This window comes from Streptomyces araujoniae, from assembly GCF_050871195.1.
GTDB classification, from domain to species: Bacteria; Actinomycetota; Actinomycetes; order Streptomycetales; family Streptomycetaceae; genus Streptomyces; species Streptomyces bacillaris.
Window position 1 is genome coordinate 5,492,715 of sequence record NZ_CP194070.1, and the last position, 22,465, is coordinate 5,515,179.

The window sequence follows — 22,465 nt, forward strand, 5'->3', positions numbered from 1 at the left end:
CCGTCGCGCGGCGGGATGCGCGTCCGATCCCCGGCCCCGCGTCCCCCTTGTCGTACCTCCCCCGTACGCTACGGCGCATGAGCGAAGAGGCCCCCTCGGGACGGGTGATCGACGGCCGCTTCACCCTGGTGGAGCGGCTCGGCAGCGGCGGCATGGGCATGGTCTGGCGCGCCCGCGACGAGGCGCTCCACCGCGACGTCGCCCTCAAGGAGGTCCGGCCCCCGGACCCGGCCCTCGCCGAGTACGACCCGGAGGGCGCCCGCACCCTGCGCGCCCGGGTCCTGCGCGAGGCCCGCGCCCTGGCCCGCCTGGACCACCCGAACGTGGTCACCGTCCACCACATCGTCGACCCGGGCGAGGACGGCTACCCCTGGATCGTGATGGAGCTGGTGGCCGGCTCCTCCCTCCAGGACCGGCTGGCCGAAGGGCCCATGGACCCGGCCGAGGCCGCCGAACTGGGGCGCGGCATCCTCTCCGCCCTGGTCGCCGCCCACGCCTCCGGCATCCAGCACCGCGACGTCAAGCCCGCCAACGTCCTGCTGCGCCCCGACGGCCGCCCGGTCCTCACGGACTTCGGCATCGCCGCGATCCGTGAGTCGACCAGCCTCACCATGACGGGCGCGCTCATCGGCTCGCCCGACTACATAGCCCCCGAGCGCATCCGGGGCACCGAGGGAGACCCGTCCTCGGACCTCTGGTCGCTCGGCATGATGCTGTACGTCGCGGTCGAGGGCCACCACCCGCTGCGCAAGGCCACCACGCTCGCCACCCTGGCCGCCGTGCTCGACGAGGAGGTCCCCCCGCCGGCACGGGCCGGGGCGCTCACCCCCGTACTGAAGGCGCTGCTGACCCGGGACATCCCGGCCCGCCCGGACGCCGCCACCCTGGACCGGATGCTTGCGGAGGCGGCGACGAGCCCGGCGGCCACCCCCGCACAGCCCGCTCCCGTACCGCCCACGCCCGACCCCAGAAGCGCCTACGGATCACCGCCGCCGTCCCCCGCGCACCCGACGCGGCCGCCGACCGGGTTCGGCCACCCGCAGGCGTTCGCGACCCCGGTGGACGCCCCGCGCAACCCGTACGCGAACAACCCGTACGTGGCCCCGACCCCGCCCCCGGCAGGGGCCCCGTCCTCGGCGACGGTCCCGACGGTCACCGATGAGGAGCGCCGGCACCGCCTCCAGCGCCGGACGAGGGTCATCAGCACGGTCGCGACCATCGTCTCGGCGGCGGTGCTGGTGGGCGTCTTCTGGATGATCGACCCCTCGTTCTTCCGGGGCGGCGGTGACGACCGTGCGAAGGGCGGCGGCGGCCGTCCGGAGAACACGACGAGCGCCCCGGCGAACGACGGCGGCGCCACACCGCCCGGCGCGGCGGGCCAACCGGTGGCGGACGGCGACGATTCGGGGGCGGACGACGGCGACGACGAGGCCGAGGCCGTCACCGACCTGCTCACCCCGCAGGGGGTACGGCAGGCCATCGCGGGGCTGAAGCCGCTGATGGGCGGCACGAAGGTCACCGACTTCACCCTCTACGACAAGCACGCCTCCGCCAAGGCGCCGCTGAAGTCCAACTCCCGCCTCTACGACCGCTTCACCTACCGGGACGGCCAGGCGAAGAACGACGACATGGGCGGCACCCTCATGTCCGGCGACAAGCCGGTCGACCTGGACTCGGTGAACTGGGACGCCCTGCCCGCCCTGCTGCGGACGGCCAGGACGACACTCAACATCCCGGAGCCGGAGAACAGTTACGTGATCGTGGACCCGTCGTCGCCCTTCCACGGCGACCGCCCGGTGCTGCGCGTCTACGTCTCCGACAAGTACGGCGGCGCCTACCTCACCGCCGAACTGAACGGCAAGGTCATCGAGAAGAACCCGCGCGAGGAAGGCTGAGCGAGGCGGGTCCGCGATGCCTGCCCACACACCTCGAACGCGGCAGTCCGCGACGGGTGGATGACAGCCGGTAGCCTTCTTCCAGGTTGCGGCGCCCCCCCGGACCCGGACACACGGTTCCACCCAACAGGCCGTTCGGTTCGGCAGCGCCGACCCGGGCAGAGGGCCGACAGCCTGGCACTGTCGGTTGGTCACGGACCTACACGGGGGGTTTGTCCCGCCCGAATGCCGGATCTGCCTCCCAGGCAATCCGCGCCATGCCGACGCGCGTCCTCTCGCTGAACTTTCGGCTGATATTGCGCAGGTGGTCCTTGACCGTGTGAACGCTGAGCGAGAGGTCCTTGGCGACATCGGGGTTGGTCCGCCCGAGAGCCACCCGCCGCAGCACGTCCAGCTCCCGAGGGCTCAGCAGGGCCAGCCGGTCCCGTGCCGCGTTCTTCCTCATGCAGGCATGGACGGGCTTCAAATAGGTGTCCAGGAAGCGGGAACTGAATTCCGGTGGAAGGACCAGAGCTCCGCGTGACGCGGCCGGAACGGCCCAGTGGAGACAGTCTGCGGCCTGCGAGAGTTTCAGGACGCCGGTGGCCCCCCTGGCCAGCAGTTGACCGGCCTGCTCAAGTTCCACTTCATGGAGAAGTACCAGGACCGAGCCGCCGCTTTTTATCGCTTGTTCAAGCAGAGCGGAAGTGTCATTCCAGTCGCTCACAGAAAGGATCACGACATCGGGTGGGAGCACCCGCGCTAACGCCATGCGCCGGATACCGCGTCTCGGCTCCACCACATGGAGAGCGGTTCCTGCTCCGATGATGCTGCGCAGCCCTTCACCTATGAGTTCGTGGTCAGCCACCACATGTGCGCGAATCGTCATGATGATCCCTCCGCAGGGGGAACGAGCCTGGCCCCGCCCATCGCCCTCCCCCGAAAGGGCGGGGGCTCGGATCGAGTTCCCCCGATGAGGGGGCTCCCCCTGTCTGCTCCGGGGGGCAGGATCTCTCGTAGGCCCAGGTGGGTCAGAACGTATCAACTGTCGGCCGCATACATGGAGCACTTTCCGTGCCGTGTGTGGCGTAGGAGTGCTACGGGGGCGTTCTGTTCCTGAAGCCAACAGAGGGGGAAACATGGCCAGTTTGCGTGCCCGTCGTTTCATGGCGGGAATCATTGGGGCTACGCTCCTTGCCACGGCCTCACCGGCCTTCGCGCTCTCGGTGGAGATCGACGGAGCCAAGGCCAGCACGAAGAAGAAAGAGGGCTACAAGCTCATCCGTGTCTATGACACCAAGGGGGACAGCAACTCGGTCTACGGCAACTACCACCGGCAGGCCAGTCCGTCGACCGAGCGCACCCTGCACAACCGAGGCGGTTCCGGGACCCACGCGGTGAGCGGCTCGGGAAGCAAGATTCTCGACCAGAAGGCATGCGTCTCCATCGACCTGTGGCCGGACCGTTGCTCCAGCTGGGTTCGTAACCCCTGACAGTGTCCTGACGGGGCGTGCCGCCGCTCGACCGAGCAGCGGCACGCCCCGTCGAAGAGCGCGTGATGAGCAGAGGGAAGGCTTGCCGAGCATGGCGGAGCCGGTAGTGCGATCAGGGGGAGAGACAGCCGTGGACCAGCATGTGCTCACCGTGTCCGGCGTACGGTATGAAGTCGCCGGAAGGCTTCTGCTCGACGGGCTGGACCTGTCAGTGGCGGCCGGGGAGTCGGTGGCGATCACCGGGCCCAGCGGTAGCGGCAAGAGCACCTTGCTGATGTGTCTGATGGGACTGGTGAAGCCCCAGTCCGGCTCGGTCTCGGTGGCGGGTACCGACCTCGTACCCCTGCGTGAGCGGGCACTCAACCGCCATCGGCGCGACCATCTCGGGATGGTCTTCCAATTCGGTGAGTTGCTTCCCGAGCTGACTCCGCTGGAGAACACCGCGCTTGCTGCCCTGCTCGCCGGTACGGCGCGCGAAGAGGCGTACACGCGGGCCCAGAGCCTGCTCGCCGACCTCGGGGTGCCGGACGAGGGCACGCCCACCGCGGAACTCTCCGGCGGTGAGCGGCAGCGGACCGCCGTCGCCCGGGCGCTGATCAACCGGCCGGCTCTCGTGCTGGCCGACGAGCCGACGGGCGCATTGGACGAGGCCACCCGCGACGACGTGGCCGCACTGCTCTTCTCGGTGCCGAGCCGCTGGAACTGCGGCCTGCTCGTGGTGACTCATGACGCGACGATCGCGGCACGCGCCGACCGGCATCTGGCCCTGAGCGGGGGACGTCTGCGAACGGCCGGAACCGGCAACCCTGTCGGCCTTTCCGTCGCTCAGGGCGGGAAGGCATGACGTCCACACGTACCTGGCTGCAACTTCTGCGTGTAGGACGCGCCGCCGGCCGGGGGGCGACGGGCGGCGGCATCCGCTTCGTCAGTCTGCTCTGCGCCGCCTTCTCCCTGGGGCTGGCTGCGGCCGTCCTCGTCGCGGGTTTCGCCGTCTACGACGGCCGTGAGACGCGGGGGGCGGGCCGCGCCCCGCAATATGTGTCCGGACCTGACTCCAAGGACGCAGCTGTCCTCTTGCGGGACGCGGGCGACGACGTCGATGACGGGCAGCGCTCGATCGTCTACATGGAACCTCTGGACAGTACGGTCGAGCCCCCTCCCGGTGTGGCTGCCTGGCCTGCTCCGGGCGAGGTGCTGCTCTCGCCGGCCCTTCGCGAGGAGCTGCTGGCCGAGGGAGCACTCGACCGTTACGGCCCGGTCACCGGCGCCATCGGCCCTCAGGGCCTGGAAGTGCCCGGAGAGAGGCTGGCCTACATCAGGCCCCCGGCCGGTTTCATGGACCGTTCGAGCATGACGGCCGCCAAGGGGTTCGGGTCGGCCGAACGCTCGGTCTACGGTGACCGGGCCACGGTGCCGCCGCTTTCGGCCTTCGTGGGACTCGCCGCCACGATGGTGCTCTTTCCGGCGCTGGTCCTGGTCGTCATCGCCGCCCGTTCGGGCGCGGCGAACCGGGATCGCCGAATGGCTCTGCTGCGCGCTCTCGGAGCCGGAGCGCGCGCCCGCGCCCTGGTGAACGCCGGCGAGGCGGCGCTGCCGGTCGCTATCGGGGCAGCACTCGCCTGCGCCGTGGTCGCCTGCGCTCTGCCCACCGACCTCACCGTTCCCGTGGTGGACTTCACTCTTCCGTCCGCCGACCTGCGTCGCTGGGCTCCTGCGCTTCTCGCGGCTGCGGTCGTAGCTTCGGTGGTGGCGCTGGCCGTCGTGCTGCTGCTCCACCGGACCAGCCGCAGCACCGGACCACGTCCCGCGCCCCGGTCGCGTTTCACGGCGCGCCCACTGGTCTGGCTCTGCCTGGTATTTCTCCTTGTTGCCACGCGTGGCGCCGACTTGGTCGGGGGCAGCGCCACCGGCCCGATGTGGCGTCTGGTCTATACGGTCGGCGTGGTGGGCACCCTGGCCACCCTGCCCGCACTCGTCTCCGTGCTCGTCTCCGCGGTGGGTCGTGGGCTTGTCGGATGGGCCAATCGCCGTGGCCGACCGGGAGCTCTGGTCGCCGGCCGCTGGGCGGTCACCCATCCCGGCGTCACGGCGAGGCTCGTGGCGGCGGTGGTGATTGCCATCGGCCTGATCACCCAGATCCAGCTCAACGCCAGTCTCCTCTCCGACCCTATGATCGTGGCCCGTGCGGCACACGAGCGCGTGGGGGACTCCGTGCTCACCGTCACGTCCAGCGCGCGCCAGGAGCAGAACCGCGCGTTCGTCGAGACCTTGCCCTCAGGGACGCACGCGTTGGCCATGGGAGCGACCGACGAAGGCGGCCTCCTCCTGGAGGGCGACTGCGCGGCCCTGGGAGCTTTGGGCGCGCCCTGCGGACCGGGGAAGGCCGATCCCTCCGATGCCCGCATCGGAGAGTTGGCGGCGTGGTTCGGCGGTGGGCAATCGGTGATGCTGAGGGAAGGCAATCCCGTCACCGCCATGGAGAAGGAAGCGGAGCAGCTGATTCTGGTCGGCACCGCCCCTGGTGACCTTCCCGTCGCCGAGGTCAAGCGCACCGCGTATCGAGAGCTTCCGGCGCCGCAGATCATGTCGATCGGCGGGGAATGGCTGGGGGGAGCCGCCCAGTTGGCGAAGCCCGCCGCTTGGACCCTGCTTCTGGGGTTCGTCGGCGTCGCGCTTCTCGCGTTCGCGGCGGCGGTCAACAACCTCGGCGAATTCCTCCGCTTCGGCCGGTCGCTGGCGCCTTTGAACGTTCTGGTCGGAAAGCCCGGCATCTTCTACGTGAGCGCCGGCTGGACGATCCTGCTTCCCCTCACGGTCGCCGGGGCACTCGGTGTAGTGGTCTCGGCCTGGCTCTCCGCGCCCATGACCACCAAAGGCGCGGTGCTCACCGATTCCTTCCTGGCCGCGCTGCTGATCCTGGCCGGGACCCTGGCTGTGATCAGCTGGGCGTGGGGTGCCCGCACGGCACACAGCCTGGCCGACCGGTGGCGGCCGGCAGCGGACTGAAGAAAATCCCTCGTCGAGGCGGCCACCGACCGAGTGGCAGGCCAGGAGGCGCGAAAGCGAGGCCCCTGAGCGGTTGACCGAGACGGCCGACGTCTCCGTCACCATGCTCGGGGGCCTGGTGGTCGGCCACCCTGCCGCATTCGATCTGCTGCGCACAGTGCCTCGTCGGAAAGCTGACACCGCGTCGCGCACGGACCTTCGGAGTACTGCTGTTCTGGCATACACAAAGGCGCTGACCTGCATTTCTGCTGGTCAGCGCCTTGATCCGGAGTGCCCCCGGCAGGATTCGAACCTGCGCACCCGGCTCCGGAGGCCGATGCTCTATCCCCTGAGCTACGGGGGCGTATCGCGGTGTTGCTCTGCGACGGGTGAAACACTACCAGCTTCTGACGGGTGTCCGTGAACAGGTATTCCGTCGTGGCAGCACGTCCCCCGTCCGGGGCGGAAGTGGGCAAACGCCGGACGCGGTCACCGGGGCCGACCTACTCTCGAAGGGTGTCAGGGGCGTACGGCCGCGTGCTTGTTGTCGACGACAACAAGGTCATCCGGCAGCTGATCAGGGTCAATCTCGAGCTGGAGGGCTTCGAGGTCGTGACCGCGGCCGATGGTGTCGAGTGCCTGGACCTGGTCCACCGGATCCGTCCCGATGTGGTCACCCTCGACGTCGTGATGCCCCGCCTCGGCGGGCTGGAGACCGCGACCGGGCTGCGCTCCGATCCCCGGACCCGTCATCTGCCCATCGCCGTCATCAGCGCCTGCACACCGTACGAGGTGGACGCGGGTGTGTCGGCCGGGGTCGACGCCTTCCTGGCCAAGCCGTTCGAGCCGAGCGAGCTGGTGCGGATGGTGCACCGGCTGGCGACCGGGGAGGAGCGGCCGTCGGTCGACGGGCGGAGCGGGGCCGGGTGCGCGGGGACCACCACCGGCTGAGCGGCGGGCGGACCATGCGCCGGGCCGACCCCGAGCCGACCGGCAGCGGCCCCACGGGCCGGGCAGCCGGGTCCACCACGGCCTGCCCAGCCGGGCCGCACTGCTTGCCCCACGTCGGCCGCACCCGCTGACCTGCGCAGGCGCCCCCCCCCGCTGACCGGATGGCGAAACCGGGTCGCGGAAGGGCCCTCCTCCTCCCCTACGCTTGTCCCGTGACCCCCGCCGATCTCTCCCGGACCGTGCTGCACGCCGTGCGCCGCGCGGTCGACGAGGACGTGCTGCGCGCGCCGGTGCCCGCGCGTGTGCGGGTGGAGAGGACCCGGCCCGGCGGCAGCGGGGACTACGCCTGTGCGGTCGCCCTCCAGCTCGCCGGAGAGGCCGGGCTGCCGGCCCTGGAAGTCGCCCGGATCCTCCGCGAGCGGGTCGCCGCCGAGCCGGGCATCGGGCGGGTCGAGGTCACCGGGCCCGGGTTCCTGAGCTTCACGCTGGACGCGCCCGCCGACCGTGACCGGGCCGTTCTCGACGCCGTACGGGGACGGGGCCTCGCGTACGGGCACGGGGACGCGCTCCGGGTCGAGGCTCTTCAGCTGCACCACGCGCGGGAGGTCCGTGCCGCCGTCACCGCCGATGCCGTACGCCGCCTCCTCACCGCCCAGGGCGCCCGCGTCCGGGTCGGGTGCGAGGAGGCGGTCGCGACGGAGGAAGAGGAGTGGGGGCGGCTCGGGGTCGGCTCGGACGTGTACGGGCCGGGTGCGTATGGGCCGGATGCGGACGGGCCCGATGCGCACGGGCCGGATGTGGACGGGGCGGGTGCGCCGGAGCGCATCGTGATCCGGCCCGTGCCTGCCGGAGCCACCGGCGCGGAGTTGCTGGCGCGCCTCGGGCGCGATGCCGCCCGCTGGGGGCTGCTGCGGCCCGCCGCGCACGACCGGGCCCCGCTCGGCCCCGACCTGCTCGTCCAGGGGGAGGCCAACCCGCTCTTCCGGGTCCGGTACGCCTACGCCAGGACCCGGGCCCTCACCCGTAACGCCGCCGCTCTGGGGTTCGCGGCCGCGCCGGAGGGTGCCCCTCCGGCCGGACCTTCCGCGGGCCGGGATCCCGGCCCGCGCGTGGGCCCCACCCCGTACGCACGCCCCACCGCAGCAGGCCTGGAGCCCGCCGCCCACGGAAGCCCCGTGCCCGCCACCCCGGACGCCGAACCCGGCCCGTACGTCGAGCCCATCCCGTACGCCGAGCCCACCACCCCGTACGCCGGACCCACCGTCCCGTACAGCGAGCTCGGCCCGTACGCCGAGCCCACCCCGTACACCGGGCCCCCCGTCCCGTACCGCGAGCCCGGCCCGTACGCCCAGCCCGCCACCGCGTACGCCGAGCCCCCCGCCCGGCCCCTCCTCGATCTCCTCGCCGATCACCCCGGTGTCCTCCTCGCCGCAGCCCGTCACCGCGCGCCCGACCGGGTCGCCCGGCAGCTGGAAGCCGTCGCGCACGCCTTCTTCGACTTCCACGACGCCTGTCCGCCGCTGCCCCTGGGTGACGAGAAACCCTCGGCCGCCCACCGATCCCGGCTGGCCCTCGCCGAAGCCGCCGGGACGGTGCTGGCAGGCGGCCTGTCCCTGCTCGGTATCAGCGCGCCCGCACACCTCTGACGAATCCGAAGAATCCGAGAGACCTCACCATGAGCCGCTCCGCACACCCCGCCGGTCCCCGTCACGCCGACGTCCTGACCGAGGGGCACTACTCCGCCCCCGCCGCCGACCTCAACGTCCTGGACGAGAAGGTCTGGGCCCGTACCGTCACCCGTGACGAGGACGGCGCCCTCACCGTCGGCGGGATCGCCGTCGCCCGGCTCGCCGAGGAGTTCGGGACCCCCGCCTACTTCCTCGACGAGAGCGACTTCCGGGCCCGCTGCCGGGCCTGGGCCGACGCCTTCGGGCCGGACGCCGACGTCTTCTACGCCGGGAAGGCCTTCCTCTCCCGCGCCGTCGTGCGCTGGCTGAAGGAGGAGGGGCTGAACCTCGATGTGTGCTCCGGCGGCGAGCTGACCACCGCGCTCGACGCCGGCATGCCCGCCGGGCGCATCGCCTTCCACGGCAACAACAAGACCGTCGCCGAGATCGAGCGCGCCGTCGAGGCCGGGGTCGGGCGGATCGTGCTCGACTCCTTCCAGGAGATCGTCCGGGTCGCGCACATCGCCCAGCGCCACGGCGTCCGCCAGCGCGTCCAGATCCGGGTGACCGTCGGCGTCGAGGCGCACACCCACGAGTTCATCGCCACCGCGCACGAGGACCAGAAGTTCGGCATCGCGCTGGCCGACGGGCAGGCCGCCGAGGCCGTGCGCCGGGCCCTCTCGCTCGACGGGCTCGACCTCGTCGGCATCCACTCGCACATCGGCTCGCAGATCTTCGACATGGCCGGCTTCGAGGTCTCCGCCCGGCGCGTGGTGCAGCTGCTCGCCGAAGTACGGGACGAGCACGGCGTCGAGCTGCCCGAGATCGACCTCGGCGGCGGCCTCGGGATCGCGTACACCTCCGAGGACGACCCCCGTGAGCCGCACGAGATCGCCAAGGCGCTCAGCGACATCGTCACCCGCGAGTGCGAGGCGGCGAAGCTCCGTACGCCCCGCATCTCCGTCGAGCCGGGGCGGGCCATCGTCGGACCCACCGCGTTCACGCTGTACGAGGTCGGCACGATCAAGCCCCTCGAAGGGCTGCGGACGTATGTCAGCGTCGACGGCGGAATGTCGGACAATATTCGTACCGCGCTGTACGACGCCGAGTACAGCGTGGCGCTCGTCTCGCGCACCTCGGACGCCGAGCCGATGCTCGTCCGGGTCGTCGGCAAGCACTGCGAGAGCGGGGACATCGTGGTCAAGGACGCGTTCCTCCCCGCCGACCTGGCACCCGGGGACCTGATCGCGGTCCCCGCCACCGGCGCGTACTGCCGCTCGATGGCGAGCAACTACAACCACGCCCTGCGCCCCCCGGTCGTCGCCGTCCGGGACGGTGAGGCGCGCGTGATCGTCCGGCGCGAGACGGAGGAAGATCTCCTGCGTCTCGATGTCGGCTGATGAAATAGTCGTCTCAGGATCCGGACGAGGGTCAGAAACGCCCGTCCGGTGAGTGAGACTGGTCCACACATGAGCATGGCCCCGGGGCGATCGGGGGACGCCGCCCCGATCGCCCCGGGGTCCGGGTATGAGAAACGAGGTCGGATGATGCGTACGCGTCCGCTGAAGGTGGCGCTGCTGGGCTGCGGAGTGGTCGGCTCAGAGGTGGCGCGCATCATGACGACGCACGCCGACGACCTCGCGGCGCGTATCGGCGCACCCGTCGAGCTGGTCGGCGTGGCCGTCCGCCGCCCCTCCAAGGTCCGTGAGGGCATCGACCCCGCACTGATCACCACCGACGCCACCGCGCTCGTGCGGCGCGGCGACATCGACGTGGTCGTCGAGGTCATCGGGGGCATCGAGCCGGCCCGTACGCTCATCACCACCGCCTTCGAGAACGGCGCGAGCGTCGTCTCCGCCAACAAGGCGCTCCTCGCCGAGGACGGCGCGGCCCTGCACGCCGCCGCCGAGAAGTACGGCCGTGATCTGTACTACGAGGCCGCCGTCGCGGGGGCCATCCCGCTGGTACGGCCGCTGCGCGAGTCGCTCGCCGGTGACAAGGTCAACCGGGTGCTCGGCATCGTCAACGGCACCACCAACTTCATCCTCGACAAGATGGACACCAGCGGCGCCGGCTACTCCGAGGCGCTCGACGAGGCCACCGCCCTCGGGTACGCGGAGGCCGACCCGACCGCCGACGTCGAGGGCTTCGACGCCGCCGCGAAGGCCGCGATCCTCGCCGGGATCGCCTTCCACACCCGCGTGAAGATCGGTGACGTCCACCGCGAGGGCATCACCGAGGTCACCGCCGCCGACATCGCCTCCGCCCGCCGCATGGGGTGCACGGTCAAGCTCCTCGCCATCTGCGAGCGCGCCGCCGACGGCCGGTCCGTCACCGCCCGCGTCCACCCCGCGATGATCCCGCTCAGCCACCCGCTGGCCTCCGTGCGCGAGGCCTACAACGCGGTGTTCGTCGAGGCCGAGGCCGCCGGGCAGCTGATGTTCTACGGCCCCGGCGCCGGCGGCTCCCCGACCGCCTCCGCGGTCCTCGGGGACCTGGTCGCGGTCTGCCGCAACAAGCTGGGCGGGGCCACCGGTCCCGGTGAGTCCGCCTACACGCGCCTGCCGGTCAGCCCCATGGGCGAGGTCGTCACGCGCTACCACATCAGCCTCGACGTGGCCGACAAGCCGGGTGTACTCGCCCAGGTGGCAACGGTCTTCGCCGAGCAGGGCGTGTCCATCGATACCGTCCGCCAGCAAGGACGCCCGGACGGAGGCGGCGAGGCCTCCCTCGTCGTCGTCACCCACCGCGCGCCCGACGCCGCCCTCTCCGGGACCGTCGAAGCGCTGCGCAAGCTCGACACCGTGCGCGGTGTCGCCAGCATCATGCGTGTTGAAGGGGAGTAAGAGACCCATGACCAGCAAGGGCACCCACCAGTGGCGCGGCATCATCGAGGAGTACCGGGACCGGCTCCCGGTCACGGCGACGACGCCGGTCGTCACGCTTCGTGAGGGCGGTACGCCGCTCGTTCCGGCGCAGGTCCTCTCCGAGCGCACGGGCTGCGAGGTGCACCTCAAGGTCGAGGGCGCCAACCCCACCGGTTCGTTCAAGGACCGCGGCATGACCATGGCCATCACCCGGGCCAAGGAGGAGGGCGCCAAGGCCGTTATCTGCGCCTCCACCGGCAACACCTCGGCCTCCGCCGCCGCCTACGCGGTCCGCGCGGGCATGGTCTGCGCCGTCCTCGTGCCGCAGGGCAAGATCGCCCTGGGCAAGATGGGCCAGGCGCTCGTGCACGGCGCCAAGATCCTCCAGGTCGACGGAAACTTCGACGACTGCCTGACCCTGGCCCGCTCGCTCTCGGACAACTACCCGGTGGCGCTGGTCAATTCGGTCAACCCGGTCCGTATCGAGGGCCAGAAGACCGCCGCGTTCGAGATCGTCGACGCGCTCGGCGACGCCCCCGACATCCATGTCCTGCCGGTCGGCAACGCGGGCAACATCACCGCGTACTGGAAGGGGTACGGCGAGTACGCCGGCGACGGCATCGCCACGCACACCCCGCGTATGTGGGGCTTCCAGGCCTCCGGCTCGGCGCCCCTCGTGCGCGGCGAGGTCGTCAAGGACCCGTCCACCATCGCCACCGCGATCCGCATCGGCAACCCGGCCTCCTGGGACTTCGCCCTGGCCGCCCGGGACGAGTCGGGCGGCTTCATCGACGAGGTGACGGACCGCCAGATCCTGTCCGCCTACCGGCTGTTGGCCTCCCAGGAGGGCGTCTTCGTTGAGCCCGCGTCGGCCGCGTCCGTCGCCGGCCTGCTCAAGGCCGCCGAGGAGGGCAAGGTCGACCCAGGCCAGCGCATCGTCTGCACGGTCACCGGCAACGGCCTCAAGGACCCGGACTGGGCCGTCGCGGGTGCCCCGCAGCCGGTCACGGTCCCGGTCGACGCGGCCACGGCGGCGCAGAAGCTCGGCCTCGTCTGACGCGGTGCGCCGGTCGGTGCTCCGCAGAGTGAGGGAGAGGCGGGTCGTCGAGCCGGCGGCCCGCCCCGGCCCTGGTCCCGCCGCCATCCGGCCCTGACCGTCCGGTGAACCCGGCTCCGGGTGGTGAGGACGGAGAGCCCGGCTTACGGGGCCGGGCGGGTCCGGGTGCGCACCGGTCGGCCCGCGATCCGGAGCGCACGGTCCGGGGCCGCCCGGCCGCGCGACCCGAAGCCGCGCGGTGCGCCGGGGCCCGGCCCGCGTCCACGGTCCGGAGACGGCCCGCGTCCACGGTCCGGAGACGGCCCGCGTCCACGGTCCGGAGACGGCCCGCGTCCACGGTCCGGAGACGGCCCGCGTCCACGGTCCGGGCGCCCGCGCACCGCACCGCCGACGCCACGTTCCCGTCAACCCGCCCGGTACCGGCCGTCAACCGCGACAACCCAGCTCAACCACCCTCTTTTCGGGGCGGAGAGCGCATAGGAGGCGGGCGACACGCACCGTGCGCCTCCTGTGCGCCCTATGTCGCGACGGAACCTTCCTTCGATAAGCTGTACTCCATCCGCCCGACATCCGCCCGTAGGGTCTGCCGCGGCGCGAGCGCCGTCGTGACGGCGCGTACGGGCCGGGCCACCGGCCCATCCCCGTACCCCTGCCACCGCCCAGCCCCCACACGCACAGCCCCCCACGCCGCAGAGCCACCGCACCGCAATCCCCGCCGCCTTACAAGGAGTCGTCCAACCGATGGCCGGTCCCGCGTTCCGAGCCGCCGCCGTCAGGGTGCGCGTCCCCGCAACCAGCGCCAATCTGGGTCCGGGTTTCGACGCCCTCGGCCTCTCGCTGGGGTTGTACGACGACGTCGTCGTCCGGGTCGCCGACTCCGGGCTGCACATCGACATCGCAGGTGAGGGCAGTGAGACGCTGCCCCGCGACGAGAGCCACCTGCTCGTGCGCTCCCTGCGCACCGCCTTCGATCTGCTCGGCGGCCAGCCCCGCGGCCTGGAGATCGTCTGCGCCAACCGCATCCCGCACGGCCGCGGCCTCGGCTCCTCCTCCGCCGCCATCTGCGCCGGAATCGTCGCCGCCCGCGCCGTGACGACCGGCGGCGACGCCCGGCTCGACGACGCCGCCCTGCTGGAGCTGGCCACCGAGATCGAGGGCCACCCCGACAACGTCGCGGCCTGTCTGCTCGGCGGGTTCACCCTCGCGTGGATGGACGGCGGATCGGCCCGCGCGATCCGGATGGACCCTGCGGAATCCGTCGTTCCGGTGGTCTTCGTGCCCGGTCGGCCCGTGCTCACCGAGACGGCGCGCGGACTGCTCCCGCGCACCGTCCCGCACGTCGACGCCGCCCTCAACGCGGGCCGGGCCGCCCTGCTCGTCGAGGCGCTGACCAGGCGCCCCGAGCTGCTGCTCGCCGCCACCGAGGACCGCCTCCACCAGGAGTACCGGGGCCCCGCGATGCCCGACAGCGTCGAGCTGGTGCACCGCCTGCGCGCCGACGGCGTGCCCGCGGTCATCTCCGGCGCGGGCCCCACGGTGCTCGCGCTGGCCGAGGAGGGTTCCGCCGACAAGGTCGCCCGGCTGGCGGGGGAGGGCTGGGCCGCGAACCGGCTGGCCCTCGACGCCTCGGGCGCCACCGTGCTGCCGCTGGCCGCGTAACCGCATGTGATTACCGGTGGCCGAGAGGGGGAATGTTTGTTGGAGCCGGTAGTGTTAACCTCAAGTCTGCAACAGACGTCTTCGAGGCGCGTTGCTTCGTGTCCCTTTCCGGGACCACCATTCTTCCGGGAGCCTCCCCAACTGCCTGAGCAGCCTGCCTGAGCAGATTCGAGCACGCTCCGGAACCGGCACGACACCCCTCGCTCGTCCAGGAGTGGGCCGAGCAGGGGGATCTCGCGCCGGACCCCGCACGTTCATCTCTCCGCCGTACCCGGCGGACCACCGCCCCGGCAAGGTCCGCGATCCAGCAAGATCGACAGACCGCAGTCGGACAGCACAACCGGTCGCCGAGCCAGAAGGCCGACGTCCGCTCCAGGGAAGGACCCTTCGTGAGCGACACCACCGATCTGATGGGCGTCACTGCCGACAAGAACGTCGACAGCGCCGCGCCCGCCGAAGGTGCTGCCTCTGGCACCACCGCACGGCGCCGCCGCTCCGGCACCGGCCTCGAGGGCATGGTCCTGGCCGAGCTGCAGCAGGTCGCGTCCGGCCTCGGCATCAGGGGTACCGCGCGGATGCGCAAGAGCCAGCTGATCGAGGTCATCAAGGAGGCGCAGGCCGGCGGCGGAGCCGCCGCCCCCAAGGCCTCCGCCAAGGCCGCCGAGGCCCCCGCCGCCGAGGCGGAGAGCAAGCCCAAGCGGCGCGCCACCTCCAAGGCCCGCACCGGGGACGAGGCCGCCGCCGAGAAGCCCGCGGCCCAGCAGCAGATCGACATCCCCGGCCAGCCGGCCAGCGACGACCAGCCCGCGGGCGAGCGCCGTCGCCGCCGCGCCACCGCGCAGGCGGGCAGCCCCGACACCAAGACCGAGGCGAAGACCGAGGTCAAGGCGGAGCAGCAGACCGAGCTGAAGACCGAGGAGCGCGCCGAGCCCAAGGGCGACGCCAAGGCCGAGGCCGCCACCGACACCGCCGAGGGCCGCCGCGGCGACCGCCAGGGCCGGGACCGGGGCGAGCGCGGTGACCGCGAGGGCCGCCGTGAGCGCCAGCGCGACCGCCGGGGCAAGGGCGACGACCAGGGCCAGCAGGGCGGCGGCGGACAGCGCCAGCAGCGCCAGGGCGGTCAGGGCGGTCAGGGCCAGCAGAACCGGGACAACGGCCCGCAGGACGACTTCGACGACGAGGCGGGCGGCCGCCGCGGCCGCCGTGGCCGCTACCGCGACCGCCGCGGCCGCCGCGGCCGCGACGACTTCGCCGGCGATGTGCAGGTGGCCGACGACGACGTCCTGATCCCCGTCGCGGGCATCCTGGACATCCTCGACAACTACGCGTTCATCCGGACCTCCGGCTACCTCCCGGGCCCGAACGACGTGTACGTCTCGCTCGCCCAGGTCCGCAAGAACGGCCTGCGCAAGGGCGACCACGTCACCGGCGCGGTCCGCCAGCCCAAGGACGGCGAGCGGCGCGAGAAGTTCAACGCGCTGGTCCGCCTCGACTCGGTCAACGGCATGGCGCCGGAGTCCGGCCGCGGCCGCCCCGAGTTCCAGAAGCTGACCCCGCTCTACCCGCAGGACCGGCTCCGGCTGGAGACCGACTCCAACGTCCTGACCACGCGGATCATCGACCTGGTCGCCCCGATCGGCAAGGGCCAGCGCGGACTCATCGTCGCCCCGCCGAAGACCGGCAAGACGATGATCCTGCAGGCCATCGCCAACGCGATCACGGTCAACAGCCCCGAGTGCCACCTGATGGTCGTCCTGGTCGACGAGCGTCCGGAAGAGGTCACCGACATGCAGCGGTCGGTGAAGGGCGAGGTCATCTCCTCGACCTTCGACCGCCCCGCCGAGGACCACACCACCGTCGCGGAGCTGGCCATCGAGCGCGCCAAGCGCCTGGTGGAGCTGGGCCACGACGTGGTCGTCCTGCTCGACTCGATCACCCGTCTGGGCCGTGCGTACAACCTCGCGGCGCCCGCCTCCGGCCGCATCCTCTCCGGTGGTGTCGACTCGACCGCGCTCTACCCGCCGAAGCGCTTCTTCGGTGCCGCGCGCAACATCGAGGACGGCGGCTCGCTGACCATCCTGGCCACCGCGCTCGTCGAGACCGGCTCGCGCATGGACGAGGTGATCTTCGAGGAGTTCAAGGGCACCGGCAACATGGAGCTCAAGCTCGACCGGAAGCTCTCGGACAAGCGCATCTTCCCGGCGGTGGACGTCGACGCGTCCTCCACCCGCAAGGAAGAGATCCTGCTCGGCACCGACGAGCTGGCCGTCGTCTGGAAGCTGCGCCGGGTGCTCCACGCCCTCGACCAGCAGCAGGCCATCGAGCTGCTCCTGGACCGGATGAAGAAGACCCAGTCCAACGCGGAGTTCCTGCTCCAGATCCAGAAGACCACGCCGGGCGCCGGAAACGGCAACGACTGACCCCGGTACGGCAGTTGAGCGCGAGGCCCCGTCACTCCGGTGACGGGGCCTCGCGCGTTCCGGGGGCGGCGTCCTCGCGGGCCCCCGGCCGGGCCCGGCCCGCGCGCAGCCGTACGGCCACGGCCGAGCCCTTCCCGTACGCGTACGGAACCGGCGCCCCGGCCCCGTACGCCGCCCGAGACCTTTGCCACACGCCGGGCCGTCGCGCCGCGCTCCCCGTCCCCCCGCCCCGGCGAGGGAAACCGCAGGTGGGCGCCGGAACGCGGGCCGTACGCCGCCGCTCGCGCACCCCTCCCCGCCCACCGGGATCCCACAGAGCGCTGTGCAACCCTTCTTGCTGCTTCGCCGTCTGATCAAGAGATGACAAACCCTCCCGGAACCGTCGAACCGTCACGGCCGGGGGCGAGGAGCAGTGGACGCCGGACGAGGGAGACGCGTGAGCGAGCAGAGGAAGACCCCGGGGCGGATACGCGGCACCGGCACCCGCCGGAAGAGGCCCACCGGGCGTCACCGGGCCAAGGTCGTCGCGGCCTGGACGGTGGCGGGGGTGGTCGGCGTCGGCGGGGCCGGGCTCGGATACGCGTACGTCACGCTCGACGGGAACCTCTCCAGCGTCGACATCGATGCCAAACTCGGCACCGACCGCCCCGACGACGTGGACGACGGCTCGCAGGACATCCTGGTGCTGGGCTCCGACTCGCGCTCCGGCGACAACGGTGAGTACGGCACCGACGAGGGCGGCGCCCGCTCCGACACCGCGATGGTGGTCCACGTCGACAAGGGCCACCGGTCCGCGAGCGTCGTCTCGATACCGCGCGACACCCTGGTCGAACGCCCCTCCTGCGAGAGCGACACCACGGGCGAGGCGGTCCCGGCCGCCCACCGGGCCATGTTCAACACGGCGTACGAGGTCGGCGGACCGGCCTGCGCGGTGAAGACCGTCGAGTCGCTGTCCGGCATCCGCATGGACCACTACGTCGAGGTCGACTTCACCGGCTTCAAGAAGCTCATCGACGAACTCGGCGGCGTCGAGATCACGACGAACACCGCGATCAACGACTCCAAGAGCCACCTCGACCTGGAGCCGGGCACCCACACCCTGGACGGCGAGGAGTCCCTCGGCCTCGTCCGTACCCGCAAGAGCGTCGGGGACGGCAGCGACCTCGGCCGCATCCAGCTCCAGCAGGCGTTCATCAAGGCGCTCATCAAGCAGGCGAAGAGCGTCGGGATCTTCTCCAGCCCGCAGAAGCTCTTCGGCCTCGCGGACGCCGCCACCAAGGCGCTCACCACCGACTCCGGCCTCGGCTCGGTCAAGAAGCTCACCGGCTTCGCGAACGGCCTCAAGGGGCTCGGCGCGGAGAACGTGCACATGGTGACCCTGCCGGTGGAGTACGACCCGGCCGACCCGAACCGGGTCCTCCCGCAGGAGGAGGCCGGCAAGCAGGTGTGGGCCGCGCTGAAGCAGGACCGGCCGATCCCGGCCTCCGCCACCGAGAAGTCCGCCGGGGACAAGGGCGAGGCCGGACAGGTGGTGCGCTGAGGCGCACCGGGCGGAGGGCCCCGGGAATACCTGCGGTCCGCCCCCGGTTTTGGGAGATACGGCCGGTCCTGGCAGACTGGTACGTCGGCCCCGGTTCACGGCCGCGCAAATCCGCGCGGACGACCCGGAGCCCTCCCGAAACTAGGAGACACCTTGAAGCGCGACATCCACCCCGAGTACGTCGAGACGCAGGTCAGCTGCACCTGCGGTGCGTCGTTCACCACCCGGAGCACCATCGACAACGGCACCATCCGTGCCGACGTCTGCTCCGAGTGCCACCCGTTCTACACGGGCAAGCAGAAGATCCTCGACACCGGCGGCCGCGTGGCCCGCTTCGAGGCCCGCTTCGGCAAGGCTGCCGGCTCCGCCAGCAAGTAGCGAGCCACTGCGCCGGTTCCTGGCGCCCTCTTCCCGGGGGCGTCGGAACCGGCGTTTTTTCCGGTCGGGTGTCCGGGGGAGACCCGCCGGACACCCCACCGGGCAGTACGCCCTCCAGCAGGCCCGCAGATTTTCAGACCAACCAGGAGCCCCCGCATGTTCGAGGCGGTCGAGGAACTGATCGGTGAGCACGCCGATCTCGAGAAGAAGCTCGCCGATCCGTCGGTCCACGCCGACCAGGCGGGCGCGCGCAAGCTGAACAAGCGCTATGCGGAGCTGACCCCGATCGTCTCCACGTACCGGGCCTGGAAGCAGACCGGCGAGGACATCGAGACCGCCCGCGAGTTCGCCGCGGACGACCCCGACTTCGCCGCCGAGGTCAAGGAGCTGGAGAAGCAGCGCGAGGAGATCACGGAGAAGCTCCGCCTCCTCCTCGTCCCGCGCGACCCCAGCGACGACAAGGACGTGCTCCTGGAGATCAAGGCGGGCGCGGGCGGCGACGAGTCGGCCCTCTTCGCCGGCGACCTGCTGCGCATGTATCTGCGGTACGCCGAGCGGGCCGGCTGGAAGACCGAGATCATCGACTCCACCGAGTCCGAGCTGGGCGGCTACAAGGACGTCCAGGTCGCGGTCAAGACCAAGGGCGGCAACGGCGCCACCGAGCCCGGCCAGGGCGTCTGGGCCCGGATGAAGTACGAGGGCGGCGTGCACCGCGTGCAGCGCGTGCCCTCCACCGAGTCCCAGGGCCGCATCCACACCTCCGCCGCGGGCGTTCTCGTCACCCCCGAGGCCGAGGAGGTCGACGTCGAGATCCACGCCAACGACCTCCGCATCGACGTCTACCGCTCCTCCGGTCCCGGCGGCCAGTCCGTCAACACGACCGACTCCGCCGTCCGCATCACGCACCTGCCGACCGGCGTCGTCGCCTCCTGCCAGAACGAGAAGAGCCAGCTCCAGAACAAGGAGCAGGCCATGCGCATCCTGCGCTCCCGGCTGCTGGCCGCCGCCCAGGAGGCCGCCGAGCAGGAGGCCTCCGACGTGCGCCGCAGCCAGGTCCGCACGGTCGACCGCTCCGAGAAGATCCGTACGTACAACTTCCCGGAGAACCGCATCTCGGACCACCGTGTCGGCTTCAAGGCCTACAACCTGGACCAGGTCCTCGACGGCGACCTGGACGCAGTGATCCAGGCGTGCGTCGACGCCGACTCCGCCGCCAAGCTCGCCAACGCGTGAGCGCCTGAGCGCTCGCGGGCCCCAGGGCCCGGGAGCGCACCGCCCGCCCCGCACACCCCGTAACCCGTACGGAGAACCGCGATGAACCTGCTGCTCGCCGAGGTGGCCCAGGCCACCCAGCGGCTGGCCGACGCCGGTGTCCCCTCACCGCGATTCGACGCCGAGGAACTCGCGGCCTTCGTCCACGGGGTGAAGCGGGGCGAGCTGCACGCCGTCCCCGACGGCGACTTCGACGCCCGGTACTGGGAGACGATCGCCCGCCGCGAGGCCCGCGAACCGCTCCAGCACATCACCGGCCGCGCCTTCTTCCGCTATCTGGAACTCCAGGTCGGACCCGGTGTCTTCGTGCCCCGCCCGGAGACCGAGTCGGTCGTCGGCTGGGCCATAGACGCCGTGCGCGCGATGGACGTCGTCGAGCCCGTCGTCGTCGACCTGTGCACCGGATCGGGCGCCATCGCGCTCGCCATGGCCCAGGAGGTCCCGCGCTCCCGCGTCCACGCCGTGGAGCTGTCCGAGGACGCCCTCAGGTGGACGCGGAAGAACGCCGAGGGGTCCAGGGTCACCGTCCACCAGGGAGACGCCCTGAGCGCCCTCCCGGAGCTGGACGGCCAGGTCGACCTGGTGATCTCCAACCCGCCGTACATCCCGCTCACCGAGTGGGAGTACGTCGCCCCCGAGGCCCGCGACCACGACCCGGAGATGGCCCTCTTCTCCGGCGAGGACGGCCTCGACACCATCCGCGGCATCGAACGCACCGCCCACCGGCTGCTCCGCCCCGGCGGCCTCGTCGTCATCGAGCACGCCGACACCCAGGGCGGCCAGGTGCCGTGGATCTTCACCGAGGAGCGGGGCTGGGCCGACGCGGCCGACCACCCCGACCTCAACAACCGCCCCCGGTTCGCCACCGCCCGCAAGGCCACCCCGTGACCGGCCCCCGGCACCGCACCCCGTACCCGTACCCGCTTGAGGAGGCCGGCTGATGGCACGGCGATACGACTGCAACGACGCCACCGACCGGACCAGCGGGCTGCGCGAGGCCGCCTCCGCGATCCGCCGCGGCGAACTGGTCGTGCTGCCCACCGACACGGTGTACGGGATCGGGGCGGACGCCTTCAGCGCCGAGGGCGTCGCGGACCTGCTGGACGCCAAGGGGCGCGGCCGCAACATGCCCACCCCCGTCCTCATCGGCTCCCCGAACACCCTGCACGGCCTGGTCACCGACTTCTCCGAGCAGGCCTGGGAACTGGTCGACGCCTTCTGGCCCGGCGCGCTCACCCTGGTCGCCCGGCACCAGCCCTCCCTCCAGTGGGACCTGGGGGACACCCGGGGCACGGTCGCCATCCGGATGCCGCTGCACCCGGTCGCCATCGAGCTGCTGACCGAGGTCGGCCCGATGGCCGTCTCCAGCGCCAACCTCACCGGCCACCCCGCGCCGGAGGACTGCGACGCGGCCCAGGGCATGCTCGGTGACTCCGTCTCCGTCTACCTCGACGGCGGCCCGACGCCCGGCATCGTGCCCTCCTCGATCGTCGACGTCACCGGCGCCACCCCGGTCCTCCTGCGGGCCGGAGCGCTCTCCGTCGAAGAGCTGCGCAAGGTGGTCCCCGACCTCGAGGTGGCCAATTGACCGCCCCCGAGGGGCGTGGCATAGCGGGGCGGACCGACACCTTCCGCATCCTCCACGTCAGCACCGGCAACGTCTGCCGCTCGCCCATCACCGAGCGGCTGACCCGCCACGCCCTGATGGACCGCCTCGGCGACCCGCTCAGCGGCGGCCTCATCGTGGAGAGCGCGGGCACCTGGGGCCACGAGGGCGCACCCATGGAGGCCAACGCCGAGATCGTCCTCGCGGACTTCGGCGCGGACGCCAGCGGCTTCGTCGGCCGCGAACTGCTCGACGAGCACGTCATCCGCGCCGACCTGGTCCTCACCGCCACCCGCGACCACCGTGCCCAGGTCATCTCCATGGGCCACTCCGCGGGCCTGCGCACCTTCACGCTCAAGGAGTTCACCCGGCTGGTGCGGGCGATAGACCCGGCCACCCTGCCCGACCCGCGCGACGAGGGCGTCGTCGAGCGCGCCCGCGCCCTGGTCCGCGCCGCCGCCGCCCTGCGCGGCTGGCTGCTGGCCCCCACCGCCGAGGCGGACGAGGTCTACGACCCCTACGGCGCCCCCATCACCTTCTTCCGCTCCATCGGCGACGAGATCAACCAGGCCCTCGACCCGGTGGTCACGGCACTGACGGGCGTACGGGCCCCGAGCAGCTGACGGTCCCCGCCCGTGCGACGGCGCACGCGCCCGGAGCCACCGGTTCAACGCTCCGCGCCCCCGCGCTCCGCGC

The 22,465-nt window shown here is 71.9% G+C and carries 18 protein-coding genes and 1 tRNA gene; 17 read left to right on the plus strand and 2 right to left on the minus strand.

Going from position 1 to position 22,465, the window contains the following annotated elements; genetic code table 11:
- Positions 1–77: 77 nt before the first annotated feature.
- Positions 78–1,895, plus strand: a complete 1,818-nt coding sequence (locus tag ACQ9ZG_RS23820; RefSeq protein WP_499281214.1) for a serine/threonine-protein kinase — start codon at positions 78–80, stop codon at positions 1,893–1,895.
- A gap of 199 nt (positions 1,896–2,094) precedes the next feature.
- On the opposite strand, the gene ACQ9ZG_RS23825 is transcribed toward ACQ9ZG_RS23820, so the two are convergent.
- Complete coding sequence (locus ACQ9ZG_RS23825; protein ID WP_499281215.1) at positions 2,095–2,763, minus strand: response regulator transcription factor; 669 nt, start codon at positions 2,761–2,763, stop codon at positions 2,095–2,097.
- Between the two features lie 250 nt (positions 2,764–3,013).
- Between ACQ9ZG_RS23825 and ACQ9ZG_RS23830 the strand changes: the two genes are divergently transcribed.
- The 3 genes from ACQ9ZG_RS23830 (at position 3,014) to ACQ9ZG_RS23840 (ending at position 6,373) form a co-directional block, all read left to right on the plus strand.
- On the plus strand, positions 3,014–3,367 hold the full coding sequence (locus tag ACQ9ZG_RS23830; protein WP_136016385.1) for a hypothetical protein: 354 nt from the start codon (positions 3,014–3,016) through the stop codon (positions 3,365–3,367).
- Between the two features lie 91 nt (positions 3,368–3,458).
- A complete protein-coding gene (locus tag ACQ9ZG_RS23835) occupies positions 3,459–4,211 on the plus strand; it encodes an ABC transporter ATP-binding protein (RefSeq protein WP_109915656.1) in 753 nt (250 codons plus the stop codon).
- A complete protein-coding gene (locus ACQ9ZG_RS23840; RefSeq protein ID WP_109915655.1) occupies positions 4,208–6,373 on the plus strand; it encodes an FtsX-like permease family protein in 2,166 nt (721 codons plus the stop codon). The genes ACQ9ZG_RS23835 and ACQ9ZG_RS23840 overlap by 4 nt, the downstream gene beginning before the upstream one ends.
- Positions 6,374–6,644: 271 nt before the next feature.
- Here the strand turns inward: ACQ9ZG_RS23840 and ACQ9ZG_RS23845 are convergent.
- A tRNA-Arg gene (locus ACQ9ZG_RS23845) sits at positions 6,645–6,716 on the minus strand.
- Between the two features lie 152 nt (positions 6,717–6,868).
- On the opposite strand from ACQ9ZG_RS23845, the gene ACQ9ZG_RS23850 reads away from it, so the two are divergent.
- From ACQ9ZG_RS23850 to ACQ9ZG_RS23910, 13 genes are all read left to right on the plus strand, one after another.
- Entirely contained in the window at positions 6,869–7,303 is a 435-nt protein-coding gene (locus tag ACQ9ZG_RS23850) for a response regulator (RefSeq protein WP_175452023.1), read from the plus strand.
- 212 nt (positions 7,304–7,515) lie between these two features.
- Complete coding sequence (nrtL, locus tag ACQ9ZG_RS23855; RefSeq protein ID WP_499281216.1) at positions 7,516–8,949, plus strand: ArgS-related anticodon-binding protein NrtL; 1,434 nt, start codon at positions 7,516–7,518, stop codon at positions 8,947–8,949.
- Positions 8,950–8,978: 29 nt separating this feature from the next.
- Positions 8,979–10,370, plus strand: a complete 1,392-nt coding sequence (gene lysA / locus ACQ9ZG_RS23860; RefSeq protein WP_084992226.1) for a diaminopimelate decarboxylase — start codon at positions 8,979–8,981, stop codon at positions 10,368–10,370.
- Positions 10,371–10,514: 144 nt separating this feature from the next.
- The gene (locus ACQ9ZG_RS23865) at positions 10,515–11,816 is read left to right on the plus strand and encodes a homoserine dehydrogenase (RefSeq protein ID WP_028416375.1); all 1,302 of its coding nucleotides are present in this window, start codon (positions 10,515–10,517) and stop codon (positions 11,814–11,816) included.
- Positions 11,817–11,823: 7 nt separating this feature from the next.
- Positions 11,824–12,894 (plus strand): threonine synthase, encoded by a 1,071-nt coding sequence (gene thrC, locus ACQ9ZG_RS23870; protein ID WP_018492175.1) that lies wholly within the window; start codon positions 11,824–11,826, stop codon positions 12,892–12,894.
- 741 nt (positions 12,895–13,635) lie between these two features.
- Positions 13,636–14,553 carry a homoserine kinase gene (thrB, locus tag ACQ9ZG_RS23875; protein ID WP_028416377.1) on the plus strand — a complete coding sequence of 306 codons (918 nt, stop codon included), beginning with the start codon at positions 13,636–13,638 and terminating at the stop codon, positions 14,551–14,553.
- A gap of 389 nt (positions 14,554–14,942) precedes the next feature.
- Positions 14,943–16,973 carry a transcription termination factor Rho gene (gene rho, locus ACQ9ZG_RS23880; RefSeq protein ID WP_099220432.1) on the plus strand — a complete coding sequence of 677 codons (2,031 nt, stop codon included), beginning with the start codon at positions 14,943–14,945 and terminating at the stop codon, positions 16,971–16,973.
- 436 nt (positions 16,974–17,409) lie between these two features.
- Complete coding sequence (locus tag ACQ9ZG_RS23885; protein WP_109917447.1) at positions 17,410–18,513, plus strand: LCP family protein; 1,104 nt, start codon at positions 17,410–17,412, stop codon at positions 18,511–18,513.
- 153 nt (positions 18,514–18,666) lie between these two features.
- Positions 18,667–18,891 (plus strand): 50S ribosomal protein L31, encoded by a 225-nt coding sequence (gene rpmE, locus ACQ9ZG_RS23890; protein WP_003966263.1) that lies wholly within the window; start codon positions 18,667–18,669, stop codon positions 18,889–18,891.
- Positions 18,892–19,047: 156 nt separating this feature from the next.
- Positions 19,048–20,124: a peptide chain release factor 1 gene (prfA, locus tag ACQ9ZG_RS23895; protein WP_018492179.1), complete on the plus strand. Its 1,077-nt coding sequence runs from the start codon at positions 19,048–19,050 to the stop codon at positions 20,122–20,124.
- A gap of 81 nt (positions 20,125–20,205) precedes the next feature.
- Positions 20,206–21,051, plus strand: a complete 846-nt coding sequence (gene prmC / locus ACQ9ZG_RS23900) for a peptide chain release factor N(5)-glutamine methyltransferase (protein ID WP_018492180.1) — start codon at positions 20,206–20,208, stop codon at positions 21,049–21,051.
- Positions 21,052–21,103: 52 nt separating this feature from the next.
- Complete coding sequence (locus ACQ9ZG_RS23905) at positions 21,104–21,751, plus strand: L-threonylcarbamoyladenylate synthase (RefSeq protein ID WP_018492181.1); 648 nt, start codon at positions 21,104–21,106, stop codon at positions 21,749–21,751.
- A complete protein-coding gene (locus ACQ9ZG_RS23910; RefSeq protein ID WP_018492182.1) occupies positions 21,748–22,392 on the plus strand; it encodes an arsenate reductase/protein-tyrosine-phosphatase family protein in 645 nt (214 codons plus the stop codon). Before ACQ9ZG_RS23905 ends, ACQ9ZG_RS23910 begins: the two co-directional genes overlap by 4 nt.
- The last annotated feature ends 73 nt before the right edge of the window (positions 22,393–22,465 follow it).

What these genes read in the sequence shown, in the direction of transcription:
- ACQ9ZG_RS23840 (WP_109915655.1), top strand. Translation starts at nt 4,208, where the DNA reads ATGACGTCCACACGTACCTGGCTGCAACTTCTGCGTGTAGGACGCGCC.
- lysA (WP_084992226.1), top strand. Translation starts at nt 8,979, where the DNA reads ATGAGCCGCTCCGCACACCCCGCCGGTCCCCGTCACGCCGACGTCCTG.
- ACQ9ZG_RS23825 (WP_499281215.1), bottom strand. Translation starts at nt 2,763, where the DNA reads ATGACGATTCGCGCACATGTGGTGGCTGACCACGAACTCATAGGTGAA.
- ACQ9ZG_RS23905 (WP_018492181.1), top strand. Translation starts at nt 21,104, where the DNA reads ATGGCACGGCGATACGACTGCAACGACGCCACCGACCGGACCAGCGGG.
- prfA (WP_018492179.1), top strand. Translation starts at nt 19,048, where the DNA reads ATGTTCGAGGCGGTCGAGGAACTGATCGGTGAGCACGCCGATCTCGAG.
- thrC (WP_018492175.1), top strand. Translation starts at nt 11,824, where the DNA reads ATGACCAGCAAGGGCACCCACCAGTGGCGCGGCATCATCGAGGAGTAC.
- ACQ9ZG_RS23835 (WP_109915656.1), top strand. Translation starts at nt 3,459, where the DNA reads ATGGCGGAGCCGGTAGTGCGATCAGGGGGAGAGACAGCCGTGGACCAG.
- ACQ9ZG_RS23830 (WP_136016385.1), top strand. Translation starts at nt 3,014, where the DNA reads ATGGCCAGTTTGCGTGCCCGTCGTTTCATGGCGGGAATCATTGGGGCT.
- ACQ9ZG_RS23820 (WP_499281214.1), top strand. Translation starts at nt 78, where the DNA reads ATGAGCGAAGAGGCCCCCTCGGGACGGGTGATCGACGGCCGCTTCACC.
- ACQ9ZG_RS23865 (WP_028416375.1), top strand. Translation starts at nt 10,515, where the DNA reads ATGATGCGTACGCGTCCGCTGAAGGTGGCGCTGCTGGGCTGCGGAGTG.
- prmC (WP_018492180.1), top strand. Translation starts at nt 20,206, where the DNA reads ATGAACCTGCTGCTCGCCGAGGTGGCCCAGGCCACCCAGCGGCTGGCC.
- thrB (WP_028416377.1), top strand. Translation starts at nt 13,636, where the DNA reads ATGGCCGGTCCCGCGTTCCGAGCCGCCGCCGTCAGGGTGCGCGTCCCC.